This window comes from Mycolicibacter terrae, assembly GCF_010727125.1.
In the GTDB taxonomy this organism is placed as follows: Bacteria; Actinomycetota; Actinomycetes; order Mycobacteriales; family Mycobacteriaceae; genus Mycobacterium; species Mycobacterium terrae.
Map to the genome: position 1 here is coordinate 3,362,450 of NZ_AP022564.1, position 18,197 is coordinate 3,380,646.

At 67.6% G+C, this 18,197-nt stretch carries 14 protein-coding genes and 1 pseudogene; 9 read left to right on the top strand and 6 right to left on the bottom strand.

The features are described 5' to 3' along the window. Positions 1–140: 140 nt before the first annotated feature. From G6N23_RS15915 to G6N23_RS15935, 5 genes are all read left to right on the top strand, one after another. Positions 141–1,043 (top strand): AurF N-oxygenase family protein, encoded by a 903-nt coding sequence (locus G6N23_RS15915; protein WP_085262613.1) that lies wholly within the window; start codon positions 141–143, stop codon positions 1,041–1,043. Then, on the top strand, positions 1,040–1,771 hold the full coding sequence (locus tag G6N23_RS15920; RefSeq protein ID WP_085262655.1) for a DUF4873 domain-containing protein: 732 nt from the start codon (positions 1,040–1,042) through the stop codon (positions 1,769–1,771). The genes G6N23_RS15915 and G6N23_RS15920 overlap by 4 nt, the downstream gene beginning before the upstream one ends. 73 nt (positions 1,772–1,844) lie before the next feature. After that, positions 1,845–2,714, top strand: a complete 870-nt coding sequence (locus G6N23_RS15925; protein WP_085262614.1) for a TIGR03619 family F420-dependent LLM class oxidoreductase — start codon at positions 1,845–1,847, stop codon at positions 2,712–2,714. A 152-nt stretch (positions 2,715–2,866) separates the two neighbouring features. Then, positions 2,867–3,016, top strand: a complete 150-nt coding sequence (locus G6N23_RS15930) for a hypothetical protein (RefSeq protein ID WP_157997509.1) — start codon at positions 2,867–2,869, stop codon at positions 3,014–3,016. Between the two features lie 113 nt (positions 3,017–3,129). Beyond that, on the top strand, positions 3,130–5,244 hold the full coding sequence (locus G6N23_RS15935) for a cellulase family glycosylhydrolase (RefSeq protein WP_234808717.1): 2,115 nt from the start codon (positions 3,130–3,132) through the stop codon (positions 5,242–5,244). 8 nt (positions 5,245–5,252) lie between these two features. On the opposite strand, the pseudogene G6N23_RS15940 reads toward G6N23_RS15935, so the two are convergent. Both G6N23_RS15940 and G6N23_RS15945 read right to left on the bottom strand, forming a co-directional pair. Further along, positions 5,253–6,197 (bottom strand): annotated as a pseudogene (locus tag G6N23_RS15940) (fumarylacetoacetate hydrolase family protein); the annotation flags it as partial. A gap of 3 nt (positions 6,198–6,200) precedes the next feature. Then, a complete protein-coding gene (locus G6N23_RS15945; protein ID WP_085262617.1) occupies positions 6,201–8,486 on the bottom strand; it encodes an ATP-dependent DNA ligase in 2,286 nt (761 codons plus the stop codon). Positions 8,487–8,548: 62 nt separating this feature from the next. Between G6N23_RS15945 and ku the strand changes: the two genes are divergently transcribed. After that, on the top strand, positions 8,549–9,439 hold the full coding sequence (gene ku / locus G6N23_RS15950) for a non-homologous end joining protein Ku (protein ID WP_085262618.1): 891 nt from the start codon (positions 8,549–8,551) through the stop codon (positions 9,437–9,439). On the opposite strand, the gene G6N23_RS15955 is transcribed toward ku, so the two are convergent. The 4 genes from G6N23_RS15955 to G6N23_RS15970 form a co-directional block, all read right to left on the bottom strand. After that, positions 9,372–12,254, bottom strand: a complete 2,883-nt coding sequence (locus tag G6N23_RS15955) for an MMPL/RND family transporter (RefSeq protein ID WP_085262619.1) — start codon at positions 12,252–12,254, stop codon at positions 9,372–9,374. The genes ku and G6N23_RS15955 overlap by 68 nt on opposite strands. Beyond that, positions 12,251–12,655 carry an MmpS family transport accessory protein gene (locus G6N23_RS15960; RefSeq protein ID WP_085262620.1) on the bottom strand — a complete coding sequence of 135 codons (405 nt, stop codon included), beginning with the start codon at positions 12,653–12,655 and terminating at the stop codon, positions 12,251–12,253. The genes G6N23_RS15955 and G6N23_RS15960 overlap by 4 nt, the downstream gene beginning before the upstream one ends. Positions 12,656–12,766: 111 nt before the next feature. Then, positions 12,767–13,372, bottom strand: a complete 606-nt coding sequence (locus tag G6N23_RS15965) for a TetR/AcrR family transcriptional regulator (protein WP_085262621.1) — start codon at positions 13,370–13,372, stop codon at positions 12,767–12,769. 103 nt (positions 13,373–13,475) lie between these two features. After that, positions 13,476–14,963: an HNH endonuclease signature motif containing protein gene (locus G6N23_RS15970; RefSeq protein WP_095173738.1), complete on the bottom strand. Its 1,488-nt coding sequence runs from the start codon at positions 14,961–14,963 to the stop codon at positions 13,476–13,478. 123 nt (positions 14,964–15,086) lie between these two features. Here G6N23_RS15970 and G6N23_RS15975 point away from each other — a divergent pair, with 123 nt between their 5' ends. The 3 genes from G6N23_RS15975 to G6N23_RS15985 are packed head-to-tail and all read left to right on the top strand — an operon-like array spanning position 15,087 to position 18,194. Continuing rightward, on the top strand, positions 15,087–15,878 hold the full coding sequence (locus G6N23_RS15975) for an SDR family oxidoreductase (RefSeq protein ID WP_085261182.1): 792 nt from the start codon (positions 15,087–15,089) through the stop codon (positions 15,876–15,878). 10 nt (positions 15,879–15,888) lie between these two features. Beyond that, positions 15,889–16,965: an NAD(P)H-dependent amine dehydrogenase family protein gene (locus tag G6N23_RS15980; protein WP_085261183.1), complete on the top strand. Its 1,077-nt coding sequence runs from the start codon at positions 15,889–15,891 to the stop codon at positions 16,963–16,965. Further along, positions 16,965–18,194, top strand: coding sequence for an Nramp family divalent metal transporter (locus tag G6N23_RS15985; protein WP_085261184.1), 1,230 nt, complete (start codon positions 16,965–16,967; stop codon positions 18,192–18,194). The genes G6N23_RS15980 and G6N23_RS15985 overlap by 1 nt, the downstream gene beginning before the upstream one ends. Positions 18,195–18,197 lie beyond the last annotated feature (3 nt).

The following is an 18,197-nucleotide window of genomic DNA, read 5'->3' on the forward strand; positions in this document are numbered from 1 at the left end:
GGGGTGGACCGCGACGATGCCGGAGCGCTCGACCCCCGTGACGACGCTCACGTCGTACCGTAGGTATCCGGTACCGTAGGTATTGACATCTTCGGTGGCGCCCCCTATTTTTTGGGGACCGAAGCGAGAAGGGATCCCCGATGACCACTGTCGTGCGGCCGAATGGACCGTCCCGGGAGGAATTCGCCGAACGCCTGCTGAAGGGCTCGGTGAAGAAGTCCTACGCTCCCGTCGTCGACATCGACTGGGACGCCCCGATCGACCCGGACAAGTTCTTCCTGCCGGCTCGGATGTGCAGCCTTTACGGCACCGGCCTGTGGGAGGCGATGACCCGTGAACAGCAGATCGAGATGTCGCGCCAGGAGCTGGTCAACGTGCTGTCGGCGGGCATCTGGTTCGAGAACATCCTCAACCAGGCGCTGCTGCGCGACATGATGCACAAGAATCCCACCGCGCGCACCACCCACTACTCGCTGACCGAGCTGGGCGACGAGGCCCGGCACATGCTGATGTTCGGCAAGACCATCGACCGCATCGGTGGCGTCCCGGTGCGCCCGAAGCTGTACCAGCGCATCGTGATCAACTCGCTGCCGTTCGTCTTCCGGGGCCCCATCCTGTGGGGCGCGGCCCTGGTCGGCGAGGAGATCTTCGATGCGCTGCAACGCCAGATTCTCGACGAGCCGGACCTGCAGCCGATCGTCCGGCGGGTGATGCGCATCCACGTCACCGAGGAAGCCCGCCACATTCAATACGCGCGCGACGGCCTGCGGCGCAGCGTGCCGGCGATGCCGCGCTACCGCCGTGTCCTGCTGGCGAACCTGCAGGGCGTGGGCGGGCCGTTCTACCGCCACTTGTTGACCCTGCCGATCGTCTACAAGCGGGTCGGGCTGGACGGCCGCGAAGCTCGCCGGGTGGCGCGGACCAACCCGCACTTCCAGGCCGCCTGCCGCTCGTCGTTCGCCCCGCTGTCCGCCTTCTTCACCGAGGTGGGCCTGATGGGCCGGCTGGCCCGGCGGATGTGGCGGCGGGCCGGTTTCCTGTGAGCCACAGCGACATCCTCGACGTGGTCGTGCTGGGTGACCCGGCGCGCCTGCACGGGCTGCTCGACGGCGCCCGGGTGATCGATCCGGCCGGGACGGACGTGACCACCCGATTCGACAGCGCCGAGGAGACGTGGGCGGTGACCACCGCCGACGGTGCGGTGCTGACCGCCCGGGTGATCATCGACGCCACCACCTCGCGCGACGACGTCGTTGCCGCGCACGGGACACCCAACCGGTTCCGGATCCCGGGTCCGCATACCCGCCGGCAGGCGCGGTATGTGGCCCGGCTCGTCGAGTCCATGCAGCGCAGCGGAGCCAGCCGTATCGAATCCCGCTCGCCCCGGCTGCGGGTGCACCCGGTGCTGCCGACCCGGGGACTGTCCCGGTTCTATCTCACCGGCTCGGCGGGTTTCGATGAGGACAACGACGAGACCTACGACGGGCCGGCCGTGCTCACCCACAACGGCGAGGACTACCCGACCCGAGTCCGACTGGCGGGCCACTTCGATCCGATCGACGGTCAATACCATTGGCAGGGAATGTTTTTCACGGATCTGCCGGGCGTGAACGCCACCGGCTCCAAGGTCAGTATCCGGATCGGCGAACACACCGCGCAGGGACGCGTCGCCGAGCGGACGCCATGGGGAACGCTGACCGTGACCGGCGCTGCCGGATATCCACCCTTCCCGCTGCAGGACGTCGAAATCGCGATGCTGCCACGGATCTAGCCACGATCCCGCACGGTCGCCGCGGTGAGTCTGCTATGCAAAGAGCACACCACCGACAGACCGAGGAGACGATGTGCGGTTCACCTACGCCGAGGCGATGACCGACCCGAGCTACTACATTCCGCTCGCCAAAGCCGCCGAGGCAGCCGGCTACCACAGCATGTCGATCCCGGACAGCATCGCCTATCCGTTCGAGTCGGACTCGAAGTATCCCTACACCCCGGACGGCAACCGTGAGTTCCTGGACGGCAAGGCATTCATCGAGACATTCGTGTTGATCGCGGCGCTGGGCGCGGTCACCAGCACGTTGCGGTTCACCCCGTTCGTGATCAAGCTACCGATCCGCCCGCCGGCCCTGGTGGCCAAGCAGGCCGGTTCGCTGGCCGCGATGATCGGTGACCGGCTGAGCCTGGGCGTGGGCACCAGCCCCTGGCCGGAGGACTATGAGCTGATGGGGGTGCCGTTCGCCCGGCGCGGCAAGCGGATGGACGAGTGCATCGAGGTCATCCGGGGACTGACCACCGGCGACTACTTCGAATTCCACGGCGAGTTCTACGACATCCCGAAAACCAAGATGACCCCGGCGCCGGCTCAGCCCATTCCGATCCTGATCGGCGGCCACGCCGACGCCGCTCTGCGTCGCGCCGCCCGTAACGACGGCTGGATGCACGGCGGCGGCGACCCGGCCGAGCTCGACGGCCTGATCGCCAGGCTCAAACAACTTCGTGAGGAGGAAGGCCGTACGGGTCCGTTCGAGATCCACGTGATCTCGGTCGACGGGTTCACCCTCGACGGCGTCAAGCGCCTGGAGGACAAAGGGGTGACCGACGTCATCGTGGGTTTCCGGGTGCCCTACATCGTCGGTCCCGACACCGAGCCGCTGGCCGACAAGATCCGCAACCTGGAGCGCTTCGCCGAGCACGTGATCGCCAAGGCCGGGTGACGCCGGTCACATCGTGACCGTAGGCGTGTGCAGCCTCACTGTGTCGGTGGGATTGGTTTGGGCGGCGGCGACGTTACATGGACGTACGCGCCGACCGCCGACCGCGGCCGCGGGTACTGCAGCTCTCGTTGCGTGACCTGCAGGAGGTATTGATGAAGACGCAGACTTGCCTGTCGGCCCAGCCGCGGGACGGCCACGGCGACTACCAACGGGCGGTTCACCTGCTGCGTGCCGCCGCCTCTTGTGACGCAGGGCAGAGCGATGCCCGCCGCCAATGGATCCGCGCCGCCACACAGTGCTGATCGACCCAATCCGGCACCTTTTACGGCGAATCCTTCCGTACGGTAAGTAACTCGTTTACCCTTCTCAGACACACCTCAGAAATTGGTGCGCGTCCTGGGAAGGGTTTGCCGACATGGCTCGTCACCGCAGCAAGGTCGTGGGCAGCAAGTTCGTGGGGGCCGTCGCCTTTCTGGCGTTGGTCGTGCCCTCGGCCCCGGCGGCGCATGCCGACTTCGACGACGCGATGGACGAGCTGTTCACGCCGTTCCTGACCGCCGCGGGCGCCGTCGACGGCGACGCGCTGTTCAGCTCGGCGGCGTGGGAGGCCTTCCTGGCCCCCGAGCACTGGGATACCGCATTCGCCGCGCTGGCCGAGCCGGGTCCGGCCGTGGATTTCGACTTCTACACCGCGCTGCACGACGCCGCCGAGAAGTGGATCGACAGCGAGCTGGGCGGGCAGGTCAACGGCGTCATCAACCAGCTCTTCGGGTCGACCGTGATCGGAAACGGCGCCGACGGCACCGAAGCCCATCCGGACGGCGACCCCGGCGGCTGGCTGTTCGGTGACGGCGGAGCGGGCTGGAACAGCACCACCGATGGTGTCACCGGGGGTCATGGCGGCGCCGCCGGGATCTTCGGCGACGGCGGCGATGGCGGCCACGGGGGTGCCGGGGCCGCCGGGGGTGACGGCGGCGCGGGCGGCTGGCTGATGGGCAACGGCGGCAACGGCGGCGATGCCGGAAACGGCGATACCGTCAGCGGTCTGCCCGCGCTCGGCGGCGCCGGCGGAAACCCTGGACTGTGGGCCGGGACCCATGGCGCGGCAGGACATTTCGGCACGCTCCCGGACGGGATCACCGGAACGACGGCTCCCCCGGTCGAGGTGTCCAACGGCTGGCTCACCAACGGCGACGGCCAGGTGGTCATGCTGCACGGGCTCAACCAGGTCTACAAGATCCCGCCCTACGAGCCGTCCGCCGACGGCTTCAGCGAGGACGACGCCGCGTTCCTGGCCGCCAACGGCTTCAACGCGGTGCGCCTGGGCATCATCTGGTCCGCGGTGGAACCGCAGCCCGGGGTCATCGACTACGACTACCTGGCGTCGATCCAGAACACCGTCCAGATCTTGGCCCAGCACAAGATCGTCGCGATCCTGGACATGCACCAGGACCTCTACAACGAGGAGTTCGGCGGCGAGGGCGCACCCGGCTGGGCGACCGATGGCGGTGGCCTGCCCAACCCCGACATGGGCTTCCCGGGCAACTACTTCCTCAACCCGGCGCAGAACCACGCCTGGGATGCGTTCTGGGGCAATGCGAAAGCATCCGACGACGTCGGCCTGCTGAACCATTACGCGCAGACCTGGCAGGCCGTCGCCAACTACTTCAAGGGCGACCCCAACGTGGCCGGCTACGAGATCATGAACGAACCGTGGGCGGGCACCAACTGGCTGGGCAGCCTGTTGGGCAACCCCTACTTCGAGGGCCAGCAACTGACCCCGTTCTACAACCAGATCGACGCGGCGATCCGCTCCGTCGACCCGAACAAGACGGTGTTCTTCGAGCCCACCACGCTCTTCGGCAGCCTGCCGGTGCCGACGCACCTGGGCACGGTGGAAGACGAGAACTCCGTGTTCTCCTTCCACAGCTACTGCATCACCACGTCGCTGTTCCCCGATCTCAGCTTCGGCTGCGACCTGAACGCCGACGTCGTGTTCGCCAACGCGGCGGATTACGCGCAGGCGCATAACATCCCGGCGTTGCTGACCGAGTTCGGCGCCACCAACACCATCCCGACCATCACCGCCAGCATGCAGGCCGCCAACAAGTATCTGTGGGGCTGGACCGAGTGGGCCTACACCGGCAACGACATCACCAGCGCGTCACCGAACGGCCAAGCCCTGGTGCTGGACCCCAGCCAGCCGCCCACCGGTGACAACGTCAACTTCGACAAGCTGATCGCCCTGTCCGAGCCCTACCCGCAACTGATTTCGGGCACCCCGACAACGCTGTCGTTCGACAACGGTGTGTTCTCGTTCAGCTACTCCACCGATCACGCCGACGGCTCCGGTGCCTTCGGCGCCGGTTCGCAGACCACCATCTCGGTGCCCACCGATCAGTACCCGAACGGCTATACCGTGAACGTGAGCGGTGGGCATGTGACGTCCGGGCCCAACGCGTCGGTGCTGATCATCAGCTCCGACGCCGGTGCCGCCACGGTGAACGTGACGGTGACGGCGACGACCTAGTCGTCCGGGGGCCGGGGCCGCGGCGCCAGCGGCAGCGGCGGGGCGCTGGCGCGCACGGTCTGGCGAATCTCTCCGAGGCCCTGCACCTGCAGGGTCACCACGTCACCGTCGCGTAGCCAGCCCGGAAATGATTGCGGCGCCTCGGGATCGAGATGCTCGATCAGCGTGCAGGTGGGGACGGTGCCGGATCCGAAGACGTCGCCGGGTGTCAGCGCCACCCCGCGCGAGGCATAGCTGATGATCTCGCCGAAGCTCCAGTCCATGGTGCCGGTCGAGCCGAGGCCCACGATCACGTCGTTGACGATCGCGGTGGCATGCAGGCTCAGCCTGCCGTCGCGGCGGTAGGGTTCGAGCTCGTCGGGGGTGACCAGATACGGCCCCAGGGTGACACCGCTGTCCTTGCCTTTGCCCTGGCCGATGGCCAGCCGGCCCTCGTGGGCCTGCAGGTCGCGCGCGGACCAGTCGTTGAAGATGGTGTAGCCGATGATGGCCCGCTCCGCGTCGGCCACCGACAGGTCCGCCCCCGGCGTCCCGATGACGGCGGCGACCTCCAGTTCGAAGTCCTGACACGCGCTCCCCGGCGCTGCCGGCACATCATCGTAGGGACCCAGAACCGTTGCCGGGCAGGCGAAATAGAAGGCCGGTATCTGGTACCACACCTCGTCGAGCACGCGGCTGCGACCGGTCGCCGCCAGGCAGTTGCGCATGTGGTCCAAGAAGCACAGGCTGTCGCGGATCGACGGCGGGCGCGGGATCGGCGCCATCAGCGCGACCTGGTCGGCCCGCACCGTCGCCGGTTGGCCCAGCGCCCGTTCGCCGGCGTCGCGCAGCCCGTCCGGGCCGAGCCCGATCAGCTCCAGCAGCGTCGTTCCGGGCGGCAGCGCGTGGATCATCTCGCCGTCCAGTACGCCCGTGCGCTCGCCGTTTTCGTCTCGATAGGTCACCCACCGCACCGGTCAATCCTCACTCACCACGTCGTCGGGCGTCTTATCGGGCCGCAGTCCGCGCCAGCTCGGTTGGCGCAGCCGACCGTCGCCGGTGCGCTCGCTGTAGCGCACCTCCCCCACCAGGCTCGGTCGCACGAACGTGACCCCGGCGGCGTCGGCCCGGCCGAGCGGCGCGTCGAAGGGTGATTCGTCGGCGCGCAGCGGCGCCAGCTTCTTCTTCAGCGCCGCCAGTTGGCCCTCGGTGAAGCCGGTGCCCACCCGACCGACGTAGGTGAGCTTGCCTCCCGCCGGAATGCCCATCAGCAGCGACCCGATCCCCCCGCCCCGGGCGCCCTCACCGGCCCGCCAGCCGCCGATCACCACCTCCTGGGTCCGCCAGTGCTTCTCCTTGACCCAGGCCGTCGACCGGCGCCCCGGGTGATAGGGCGAGTCCCATTTCTTGGCCACCACGCCCTCCCAACCCAGCCGGCGGGACTGTTCGAGCGCCTGGGAGCCGTCGGCGGTCAACAGGTCCTTGACCACCAAATCAGTCCCCTGCGCGAGTGTTTCCAGCAGGCGGCGACGGTCCCGGTAGGCCGCGCGCAGCAGCGGACGGCCATCTAGGTAGAGCAGGTCGAAGGCCCAGAACTCCACCCGAGTCGAGCGGGCGCTGTTCTGCATCGCGGCGAAGCTGGGAACGCTGGCGCTGTCGAGCGCGACGACTTCTCCGTCCAGCACGAGGTGGTGTTCGGCGAGGTCGGCGGCCAGCGACCGCAGCTGCGGGTACTCGCCGGTGACGTCGCGGCCGCTGCGGGAACGCAACCGCACCCGGCCCCGGTCGGCATCGACCAGCAGCCGGTAGCCGTCCCATTTGCCCTCGAAGGCCCAGGTGTCCGGGTCGAGGCGAGTCACCGAGCCGTGGGTGGCCAGCATCGGTGCCAGGTCGGCGAGGGCGAACGTCTTCTGATCTTTCATCCGGTGGGCCAGCCACTGGTCGCCGCCGGTCCGGATCAGCGCGTAGCGGCCCGAGATCCGACTGCCCCGCAACACGACGATCACCTCGCCCTTTTCGGCGGAGTCCTCGAACTTCTCGGTCACATAGCTGCCCGAATCCCAGATGCGCACCGTTCCTGCGCCGTATTCGCCCTTGGGGATGGTGCCCTCGAAACTCCCGTATTCCAGCGGGTGGTCTTCGGTGCGCACCGCGAGATGGTTGACCGACGGGGCGTCGGGCAGATTCTTGGGCACCGCCCAGCTCACCAGCACGCCGTCGCGCTCCAGCCGGAAGTCGTAGTGCAGCCGGCGGGCGTGGTGCTCCTGGATAACGAAGTAGCTATTGCCGCCCCCCGGCGCCGGGGCTGCGGCCGGCACCGGTTCGGGGGTCTTGGCCGCGTCGCGTTTGGCCCGGTAGTGGCTGAGTCGGTCCGGTTTGCTCAGCGGCGGGTCCAGCCCGGCCAACAGGTCGCCGTCGCGGGCGACACGAGCCAGCACCTCGTCGTAGCGCAACTGCCGCAGCTTCGGATCGTCCAGTTCGGCCCAGGTGCGCGGCGCGGCCACCGTCGGATGCTCGCGGCCCCGCAGTGAATACGGCGCGATGGTGGTCTTGGCCGCGTTGTTCTGGCTCCAGTCCAAGAACACCTTGCCGGCCCGCAGCTTCTTGGCCATGGTGGCGGTCACCAGCTTCGGCATGGCGCTTTCGAGTTGTTGCGCAACGCGTTTGGCCACCGCGACGGCGCCGTCGCTGGCCACCGGGCGATCCAGCGGGGCGTAGAGGTGCACGCCCTTGCTGCCGCTGGTGAGCGGAAACACCTCCAGGTCCAGTTCGGCCATCAGATCGCGGATCGCGCGTGCCACTTCGGCGAGTTGGCTCATCGTCACGCCCTCACCGGGGTCCAGGTCGAACACCAGCCGGGTGGACCGGCCGGGTTTGATCACCTCGCCGCCGCGAGTCCATTCCGCCTCGAAGCGCCACTGCGGGACGTGCACTTCCAAGGCGGCCTGCTGGGCGATCCAGGCCAGGCCGTCGGGGTCGTCGATGATCGGATAGGTGGTGGTCCCGGAGCGGTGCTGCACCGCGGCGCGGCGCAGCCAGGACGGTGCCGAGGACGCGAGTTGCTTTTCGAAGAAGGAGTCCTGCTCGACACCGTTGGGCCAGCGTTTGCGGGTGGCCGGGCGCCCGGCGATGTGCGGCAGCATCACCTCGGCGATGCGGGTGTAGTAGTCGAAGACGTCGGCTTTGGTGGTGCCGGTGGCGGGGTAGAGCACTTTGTCGGCGTTGGTCAGTTTCACCCGCGTCTTGAACGGCTCGGCGGACATGCAGCCAACTTACGTCGCGCCAAAGCAGGTTATCGGCACATCCGGGTGGGCATACTGGCCTCATGCGTTCCATCTGGAAGGGTTCGATCGCATTCGGTCTGGTCAACGTCCCGGTGAAGGTCTACAGCGCCACCGAGGACCACGACATCAAGTTCCGTCAGGTGCATGCCAAGGACAACGGCCGGATCCGCTACCGGCGGGTGTGCGAAGAATGCGGCGAAGTCGTCGACTACGCCGACATCGCGCGCGCGTATGAGTCCGACGACGGCCGGATGGTGGTGATCACCGACGACGACCTCGCGAATCTTCCCGAGGAACGCGACCATGAGATCGCGGTGCTCGAGTTCGTCCCGGCAAGTGATCTGGACCCGATGCTCTATGACCGCAGCTACTTTCTGGAGCCGGGAACGAAATCGATCAAATCCTATGTGCTGCTGGCCAAGACACTGGCCGAGACCGACCGGGTGGCGATCGTGCATTTCACCCTGCGCAACAAGACGCGGCTGGCGGCCTTGCGGGTCAAGGACTTCTCCAAACGTGACGTGATGATGGTGCACACCCTGTTGTGGCCGGACGAGATCCGCGATCCGGACTTCCCGGCGCTGGACACCAAGGTCGAGATCAAGCCAGCCGAGCTGAAGATGGCCGGGCAGGTGGTGGAGTCGATGGCCGACGACTTCGACCCGGACCGCTACCACGACACCTACCAGGAACAACTGCACGAGTTGATCGAGGCCAAACTCGAAGGCGACGAGGCGTTCACCCCCGAGGAGCGGCCCGCCGAACTGGACGCCACCGAGGACGTCTCCGACCTGTTGGCCAAGCTGGAAGCCAGCGTGCAGAAGCGCTCGGCCGCCAAGAAGGAGCCGGCGAAAAAGGCGCAGGCTAAGAAGGCTCCGGCGAAGAAGGCTCCGGCCAAGAAGGCTCCGGCGAAGAAGGCCGCGGCGAAGTAGCGCTTGCAGCCGCCACCGCGGGTCGCTGCCGCACCTGCTGCGGCCACCAGAACCAGCGCCCGAGCAACGCGGCGATGCTCGGCGTCATGAACGACCGCACGATCAGCGTGTCGAACAGCAGGCCCAGCGCGATGGTGGTGCCGATCTGGCCAAGAATCCTCAAGTCGCTGAAGATGAACGACGCCATGGTGGCGGCGAACACCAGTCCGGCGGCGGTCACCACCGACCCGGTCCCGCCCATCGCCCGGATGATGCCGGTGTTCAGGCCGGCGCCGATCTCCTCCTTGAACCGCGAGATCAGCAGCAGGTTGTAGTCCGAGCCCACCGCCAGCAGCAGGATGACGGCCAGGGCCAGCACGATCCAGTACAGGTGAATGCCGAACAGGTACTGCCACACCAGCACCGACAGCCCGAATGAGGCGCCCAGCGAGAGGGCGACGGTGCCCACGATCACGATCGCGGCGACCAGGCTGCGGGTGATGACCATCATGATCAGCAGGATCAGGCTCAGCGCGGCGATCCCGGCGATCAGCAGGTCGTAGCGGGCGGCGTCGGCGATGTCCTTGTAGGTCGAGGCGGTGCCGGCCAGGTAAATGTGCGAACCCTCCAGCGGGGTGCCCTTGACGGCCTCCTTCGCGGTGTCACGGATCCGGTCGATGTGCGAGATGCCTTCCGGGGTGGCGGGGTCGCCCTCGTGGGTGATGATCATCTGCGCGGCTTTGCCGTCCGGCGACAGGAACAGCTTCATGCCGCGTTTGAACTCGGGATTGTCGAATGCTTCGGGCGGCAGATAGAAGGAGTCGTCGTTCTTGGCTTCGTCGAAGGCCTGGCCCATGGCCGCCGGGTTGTCGTTGGCGGCCGCGGACTGGTCGCTGATCCCGGAATTGGTGGCGTAGTTGTTCAGCGCCAGATCACGATTGACCTGTTGACTTTCGATCTGGGAGGGGATCAGCCCCACCAACTGCGGTTGCAGCGCGTCCAGCCGGTCCAGGGTCGCGGTGAGCTGTTCGAACTTCTCGCTGAGTTGATCGACGCCGTCCTGCAAGTCGAACACCGAACGCAGCGCCCAGCACGCGGGAATGTCGAAACAGTGCGGCTCCCAGTAGAAATAACTCCGGATGGGCCGGAAGAAGTCGTCGAAGTTCGCGATCTTGTCGCGCAGGTCATTCATCAGATCGATGGTGTCGTGAAAGCTCTGGGTTTCGGCGTGAGTGGCATCGGCGAGCTGCTGCTGCAGCGCGTACTGCTGCTCCAGGGTGTGGATCGACTTCTCCGCTTCGGCCGCCTGCTTGAGCAGGTCGGCCGCCCGGTCCATCTGATACTTGAGGTTCTGGGTCTGGGCGACGCTGCCCTGGCCGACCGCGAACGGTATCGAGGTGTGTTTCAGCGGGGTGCCCAGCGGCCGCGTGATCGCTTGCACCTTGGCGATGCCCGGTGTGTGGAACACCGCCCTGGCGATCCGTTCCAGTACCAGGAAGGAGGCCGGATTGCGCAGATCGTGGTCTGACTCGATCATCAGCAGTTCCGGGTTCAGCCGGGCCTGGGAGAAGTGACGCTCGGCGGCTGCGTAGCCGATGTTGGCCGGGGCGCGCGCGGGCATGTACTCACGGGCGTCATAGCTCGTCTTGTAGCCCGGCAGGGCGAGCAGACCGATCAGGGCGACCCCGCACGCCACCACCAGAATGGGTCCGGGCCAGCGGACGATGGCGGTGCCGATCCGGCGCCAGCCGCGGGTACGCATCGCCCGGGTGGGTTCGAAACGGCCGAAGCGGCTGCCCAGTGTGAGCACCGCCGACGTGAGGGTCAGCGCGGCGACCAGTGCCACCAAGATGCCGATGGCCGCCGGCAGCCCCAGGGTGCGGAAGTACGGCAGCCTGGTGAAGCTCAGGCAGAACACGGCCCCGGCGATCGTCAGACCCGAGCCCAGCACGACGTGCGCGGTACCCCGGTACATGGTGTAGAACGCGGTCTCCGGATCCTCGCCGGCCGCGCGCGCCTCCTGGTAGCGGCTGATGATGAAGATCGCGTAATCCGTCCCTGCCGCGATTGCCAGTAGAGTGAGCAGATTCGTTGAGTACGTGGATAATCCGATGATCTCGCGGTAGCCCAGGAACGCGACGAAGCCACGTGCCGCGGCCATTTCGATGGCGACGGTGAGCAGCGCCAGCAGGGTGGTGGCCACTGAGCGGTAGACGGCGAACAGCATGACCGCGATGACCAGGAAGGTGATCGCGGTGACCTTATTGGTACCCTCGCTGCCGACCGCGAACTGGTCGGCGACCAGCGGTGCCGCACCGGTGACGTAGGCATGGACGCCGGGTGGCGCCGGCGTGCGCTCGACGAGGTCACGAACGGCGGCGACGGACTCGTTGGCCAATGTCTCGCCTTGGCTGCCGGACAGAAACACTTGCGCCAGGGCCGCTTTGCCGTCGTTGCTCTGGGATCCGGCGGCGGTCAGCGGATCGCCCCAGAAGTTCTGGATGTGCTGGACGTGTTCGGTGTCGCGCTCCAGCTCGGCGACCAGGGTGTCGTAGAAGCGGTGCGCCTCGTCGCCGAGCGGCTGGTCGCCTTCGATGACGATCATCGCCGCACTGTCGGTGTCGTACTGCTGGAACACTTTTCCGATTCGCTTGGCCGCTTGATACGACGGCGCGTCCGGGGAGCTCATCCCCACGTTATGGGCCTCGGCGACCACCTCCAGCTGCGGAACCAGACTGTTCGTCACCGCGGCCAGCGCCACCCAGAACAGCACGATCGGAAGTGCCAGACGGCGAATGATGCGCGGCCAGAAGGGCTGTCGGCCGTCCTCGCTCATCCGGACTTGTCCAAGCAGAAGGTGTAGGCGCTCACGGTGTCGACGATCCTTTCGTCTTTGAGCTCGCCGTCGATGAAGATGCGGCAGCCCAGCAGGTTTCCGTCGCCCTGTGCGCGCAGGTCGGCGATGACGGCCGGTTCGGTCGTGGTCTCCTGATACCGCCAGGGCAGCGGAGCGTCGATGACCTGTTGTGGGGCGGCGTTGACATCGAGGTAGTTGATGGTGGCGACCGCACCCGGCGCACCGAAGACCTCATAGACGACGTCCTTGGGGTTGAACGGGACGATCTCCTCGCCGCCGTCGCTGGAGGTCGCGGTGCTGTCGCGCGAGCCGAAGATGCCGTGCAATCGGTAGACGCAGAACGCCGCGACGGTGACCACCGCCACCGCGACGATGACCATCCACCCCCGCCGGACCAGGCCGGAAAGCGACGGACTGCGCACCGGCCAAGCGTACGGTACGGAACCGTACAGCTCAATAGCCCGGCGGTGCTTATTTCGTGATGGCGCGCCTCAGCGCGCGCCGCGAGTCAGGCCCGGAATGACCACTTCGTCGACGAGATTCGCCACCGTGCGCGCCGTGGTCGCCCGGCCCGACACCAGAGACCGGAAGATGAGGTATCCGGGCAACACGTCCCAGAGGTCGTCGTTGACGGCGGCGGCATCGATCTCCCCGCGGTCGACGGCCTGCCCCAGGATGTGGAGCATCAGCGCCTTGCGTTGATCGATGAACTGATGCTGCATCACCTCGTTCAGCGCGGGGTTCCGCGACACCTCCACCAGCACCGCCCGCAACGTGCCGGCGTGCCGCGTGGTCTGCTCGCAGACCAGCTCCCCCAGCCGCAACAGATCACCGCGCAACGAGCCGGTGTCGGGCGGGACGGCGATCTGGCGGATACCCTCGGTGAACGCGGCCAATACCAATTCGGCCTTGGAGGGCCAACGCCGGTACACGGTGGCCTTACTGGCCCGTGCGGTCGCTGCGACCGCGTCCACCGTCAACCGGTCGTAGCCGTTCTCCTGCAACAGCTGCAGCGTGACTTCCAGCAGCTCGACTTCGCGCGGCGACCAGATGGAGGTGCCGGCAAGGTCGACGTTCTGACTCACGGCATCAACCATAGAGTGCCGCCGATTCGAAAGAGCGTTTCAGCTCGCAGTCGATATCGCCAGATAGGCGGCGGGAGTGCGGTGCCGCCGGCGTGAGTTCAGCTGTTCATCGACGTCAGGGTGGGGCTTTGTTGAGAGCGCGTTCGGAGTTGATGCGGTGGGCGCGGTTTTGGATTCGGGTGCGCTTGCGGGTGGGCATCATGAGGCTGCGGCCCGCCGATGGTGGGACTGGTGGGGTGGTTGGCGGTGGTGTGCCGGTTGGCATGCACAGGGTGGGGAAGAGCAGTGTGCTGCCCGGTCGGGTGATGTGGGTGTGGCCGGTGGGGCTGGTCCATTCCACGGTGCCGTCGGGGTGCTGAGCGTCGTGCCAGCCGCCGGGGCCGGTCCAGAATGTCTTGAGCAGGTGGTGTTTTCGGCATAGGCAGCGCAGGTTGGCGGGGTGGGTGGGCCCGAACGGATAAGCGATGGCGTGGTCGATGTCGCAATAGGTGGCGGGCCGGTCGCAGCCGGGGAATCGACAGGTGAGGTCGCGGGCCCGGACGAAGGCGGCCAACGCCGTGGAGGGCCGGTAGTGCGGTTGGGCCGGCAGCTCGGCCGGGTGTGCCAGCGGTGTGACGGTGGCGCCGCTGTTGACGAGCTGGGCCAGCAGGGGCGCGGGTACGGTGCCGCCGCCGATGATGTGCCCGGAGAGGCCTGGGCGTGCTTGGCGTTTGGGGGCCGGGGCGATCGGCGGTTGCTCGCCGTTGCCGAATCCCGGGTCGGCCGGAGTGTCCAGCGCGGCCTGCTCGGCAAGGACATAGACCGTGACGTTGGCCGCCCGGGCGTCGGTGGCGCCGCTGGCCGGGCAGTCGGTGGTGGCGCAGGCGCAGGCGAGGGTGTCAGCTCCGGCGGCCAGGGCGCCGAGGGCATCGGCGCGGCGTTGAGCCAGGGTGCGGGGATCGTCGTCGCAGACGGTGTGGGCCAACTGGGTGAGGCGCCGGTCGAGGGCGGTGGCATCGGTGGCCAACAGCCGGCCCCACAGGGCGGTGGTGCCGTTTTCGCTGTTGCGGGTGTCGACGACGACGTCGCGGCCCCGGGCGTCCCGCTCCTGGCGCCGGACGGCGTCGGGGTCGTACCGGTCGATCAGGGCGTCGATGGCTGCGGCGGTCTTGGCCGCCGAGAGCGGTCCAAGAGCGGTGGCGATCTCGGCGAGGGCGGTGTCCACGGCGTGCAGCAGGTAGGGGTTGGTGATCAGCGTGGTGCGCCAGACGATGGTGGCGACCAGCCGGGTGTTGATCGCCCCGTCGAAAAACAACGCGGCAACCTTCGGCAGCCGCTCACGCAGCGCAGAGGCCAGATACATCTGCGAAGACGCCATACCGTGGCTGATCTGCTCGGCCGCGGCGACCTCCGCAGCTGCGGCATCCCAGTAATCGCATGACCAGCGCGACCGGTTCACCGCGTCACGCCCGCGGGTACGCCGCGCGACCAACTCGCCGATCGCCGCCAACCGGCGCGCCGACGCCGCGGCCTCCACCCGGGACCACCCCGAGATGGCCGCCACCAGGGCATTGTCCTCGGCATCAGCCAACGACTCCGGCCCCGGCAACCCACTATCAAACATATGTTCGATAATACCCGAATCAGCAGACACCCGCACCCCGCCGATCGGACGCCCAGAACTCAAATTAGAACGTGTTTCAAAAAAGTGCTTCAGCTCGCAGCCGATTCTTGTTAGCGTGCCTACGTGATCCTCGACAGATTCCGACTCGATAACTCCGTCGCCGTTGTCACCGGCGCCGGCCGGGGCTTAGGCGCAGCGATCGCGGTCGCGTTCGCCGAAGCCGGCGCCGACGTCGTCATCGCCGCGCGCACCCGATCCCAACTAGAGACCGTCGCCCAACAGGTCGAAGCCGTCGGGCGTCGCGCCCACATCGTGGCCGCCGACCTGGCCCACCCCGAGGAGACGGCCAAGCTGGCCGGCGAGGCGGTGGAAGCCTTCGGCAAGCTCGACATCGTCGTCAACAACGTCGGCGGCACCATGCCCAACATGCTGCTGACCACCTCGACCAAAGACCTCAAGGACGCGTTCACCTTCAATGTCGGCACCGCCCACGCCCTGACCAGCGCCGCGGTGCCGCTGATGCTGGAACACTCCGGCGGTGGCTCGGTCATCAACATCACCTCGACGATGGGACGGCTGGCCGGGCGCGGATTCGCCGCCTACGGCACCGCCAAGGCCGCGCTGGCCCACTACACCCGGCTGGCCGCCATGGACTTGTGCCCGCGCATCCGGGTCAACGCCATCGCACCGGGATCGATTTTGACCTCCGCGCTGGATGTGGTGGCGTCCAACGACGAACTGCGCGAGCCGATGGAGAAGGTGACCCCCATGCGCCGGCTCGGCGAGCCGGCCGACATCGCCGCCGCCGCAGTCTATTTGGCCTCGCCGGCCGGCAGTTACCTCACCGGCAAGGTGCTCGAAGTCGACGGGGGCCTTACGTTCCCGAATCTCGATCTGCCCATCCCCGACCTGTAGAGGACACCGTATGCCCATCCGCGTCGCCCAGATCGGCACCGGCAACGTCGGCGTGCACGCGCTGAAAGCGCTGATCACCAACCCCGAATTCGAGCTGACCGGCGTGTGGGTCTCCTCGGATGCCAAGGCCGGAAAAGACGCCGCAGAGCTCGCCGGCGTGGACACTTCGACCGGCGTGACCGCGACCACCGACCTGCAGCAAGTGCTCGACACCAAGCCGCAATGCGTCGTCTACACCGCGCTGGCCGACAACCGGCTCGGCGAGGCGCTGGAGGATTTCCGGCGCATCCTGGACGCCGGCGTCAACGTTGTCGGCAGCAGCGCGGTGTTCCTGCAGTACCCGTGGCAGGTGATCCCGCCGGAATTGCTGTCCCCGCTGGAAGATGCCGCGCGCAACGGCAATTCGAGCTTGTTTGTCAACGGCATCGACCCGGGCTTTGCCAACGACCTGCTGCCGCTGGCGCTGGCCGGCACCTGCCAGAGCATCCAGCAGATCCGCTGCATGGAGATCGTCGACTACGCCACCTATGACAGCGCCGCCGTCATGTTCGACGTCATGGGATTCGGCCAACCGATGGACGAGATCCCGATGCTGTTGCAGCCCGGTGTTTTGAGCCTGGCGTGGGGTTCGGTGGTGCGCCAGCTCGCGGCCGGACTCGGCCTCGAACTCGACTCGGTCGAGCAGTCCCACGTTCGGGTTCCCGCACCGGAGGACTTCTCCATCTCCGCCGGTGACATCGCGAAAGGCACTGCGGCCGCATTGCGATTCGAGGTGCGCGGGATGGTTGACGGTGCGGCGGCGGTGGTCCTCGAACACGTCACCCGGTTGCGTGAAGACCTGTGCCCGGAGTGGCCGCAGCCGGCCCAGCCCGGCGGGTCCTACCGTGTCGAGGTGACCGGTGAACCGTCGTATGCGCTGGACCTGTGCCTGTCCAGCCCCAACGGGGACCACAATCACGCCGGCCTGGTGGCAACCGCGATGCGGGTGGTCAATGCGATACCCGCGGTGGTGGCCGCCGAACCGGGTATCCGGACCACCCTGGATCTACCGCTGGTCACCGGACGGGGGCTCTACGCTCGTCCTTGATGACGAGCACGGGCAAGCCGGTACGGGGAAACCCGGGCTGGTATCTGCTCGGGCCTGCGTTCGTCGCCGCGATCGCCTACGTCGATCCGGGCAACGTCGCCGCCAACGTCAGTGCCGGCGCGACGTTCGGGTACCTGCTGGTCTGGGTGATCATCGCCGCGAACGTGATGGCCGGCCTGGTGCAGTACCTCGCCGCCAAGCTGGGCCTGGTGACCGGACTGTCACTGCCCGAGGCGGTCGGTGGTGTCGCCCGCCGCCCGACCCGCATCGCCTACTGGCTACAAGCCGAATTAGTCGCCATGGCAACCGATCTCGCCGAAGTGGTGGGCGGTGCCATCGCCCTCAACCTGATTTTCGGGCTGCCCCTGATGCTGGGCGGACTGATCACCGGGGCGGTGTCGATGGGGTTGCTCGTCGTCGGGGACCGCCGTGGGCCGCGGGCTTTCGAGCAGGTCTCCAGCGGGCTGTTGGCCATCATCGCGATCGGATTCCTGGCCAGCCTGGTGGTCGGTCCGCCGCCGGTGACCGACGTCGCCGGTGGTCTGCTGCCCCGCTTCGACGGCACCGAGAGCCTGCTGCTGGCGACCGCGATCCTGGGGGCCACGGTCATGCCGCACGCGGTATATCTGCACTCCGGTCTGGCCCGTGACCGGCATGGCCACGCCGAAGCCGGACGCGCGCGGCAACGCCTGCTGCGGGTGACCCGGTGGGATGTCGGTCTGGCAATGCTGGTGGCCGGCACGGTGAACCTGGCCATGTTGGTGGTGGCGGCCGCGAATCTGGCCGGGCGGGAGGGAACCGGCACGATCGAAGGTGCGCACGCCGCGGTGGGCGACGCGCTCGGCCCGACCGTCGCGCTGTTCTTCGCGGTCGGACTGCTGGCCTCCGGCCTGGCATCGACGTCGGTCGGCGCCTACGCCGGCGCGATGATCATGCAAGGCCTGCTGCGGGTGTCGGTGCCGTTGTTGTGGCGCCGGCTGATCACCCTGATCCCGGCGCTGGCGCTCCTGGCGACCGGGATCGACCCCACCCGGGCACTGGTGATCTCCCAGGTGGTGCTCTCGTTCGGCATCCCGTTCGCGCTGGTGCCGCTGATCCGATTGACCGGTGATCGCACGCTGATGGGCGCCGACGCCAACCGGCGGCTGACCTCGGCGCTCGGCTGGACCGTCACGGTGGTGATCGCCGTGCTCAACGCGGCACTGATCTACCTGTCCGTGACGGGGTGACGG

Excerpts from the sequence above, each read along its gene's own strand:
- G6N23_RS15915 (WP_085262613.1), top strand. The coding sequence starts at position 141 with ATGACCACTGTCGTGCGGCCGAATGGACCGTCCCGGGAGGAATTCGCC.
- G6N23_RS15930 (WP_157997509.1), top strand. The coding sequence starts at position 2,867 with ATGAAGACGCAGACTTGCCTGTCGGCCCAGCCGCGGGACGGCCACGGC.
- G6N23_RS15935 (WP_234808717.1), top strand. The coding sequence starts at position 3,130 with ATGGCTCGTCACCGCAGCAAGGTCGTGGGCAGCAAGTTCGTGGGGGCC.
- G6N23_RS15945 (WP_085262617.1), bottom strand. The coding sequence starts at position 8,486 with ATGTCCGCCGAGCCGTTCAAGACGCGGGTGAAACTGACCAACGCCGAC.
- ku (WP_085262618.1), top strand. The coding sequence starts at position 8,549 with ATGCGTTCCATCTGGAAGGGTTCGATCGCATTCGGTCTGGTCAACGTC.
- G6N23_RS15955 (WP_085262619.1), bottom strand. The coding sequence starts at position 12,254 with ATGAGCGAGGACGGCCGACAGCCCTTCTGGCCGCGCATCATTCGCCGT.
- G6N23_RS15960 (WP_085262620.1), bottom strand. The coding sequence starts at position 12,655 with ATGGTCATCGTCGCGGTGGCGGTGGTCACCGTCGCGGCGTTCTGCGTC.
- G6N23_RS15965 (WP_085262621.1), bottom strand. The coding sequence starts at position 13,372 with ATGGTTGATGCCGTGAGTCAGAACGTCGACCTTGCCGGCACCTCCATC.
- G6N23_RS15970 (WP_095173738.1), bottom strand. The coding sequence starts at position 14,963 with ATGTTTGATAGTGGGTTGCCGGGGCCGGAGTCGTTGGCTGATGCCGAG.
- G6N23_RS15980 (WP_085261183.1), top strand. The coding sequence starts at position 15,889 with ATGCCCATCCGCGTCGCCCAGATCGGCACCGGCAACGTCGGCGTGCAC.
- G6N23_RS15985 (WP_085261184.1), top strand. The coding sequence starts at position 16,965 with ATGACGAGCACGGGCAAGCCGGTACGGGGAAACCCGGGCTGGTATCTG.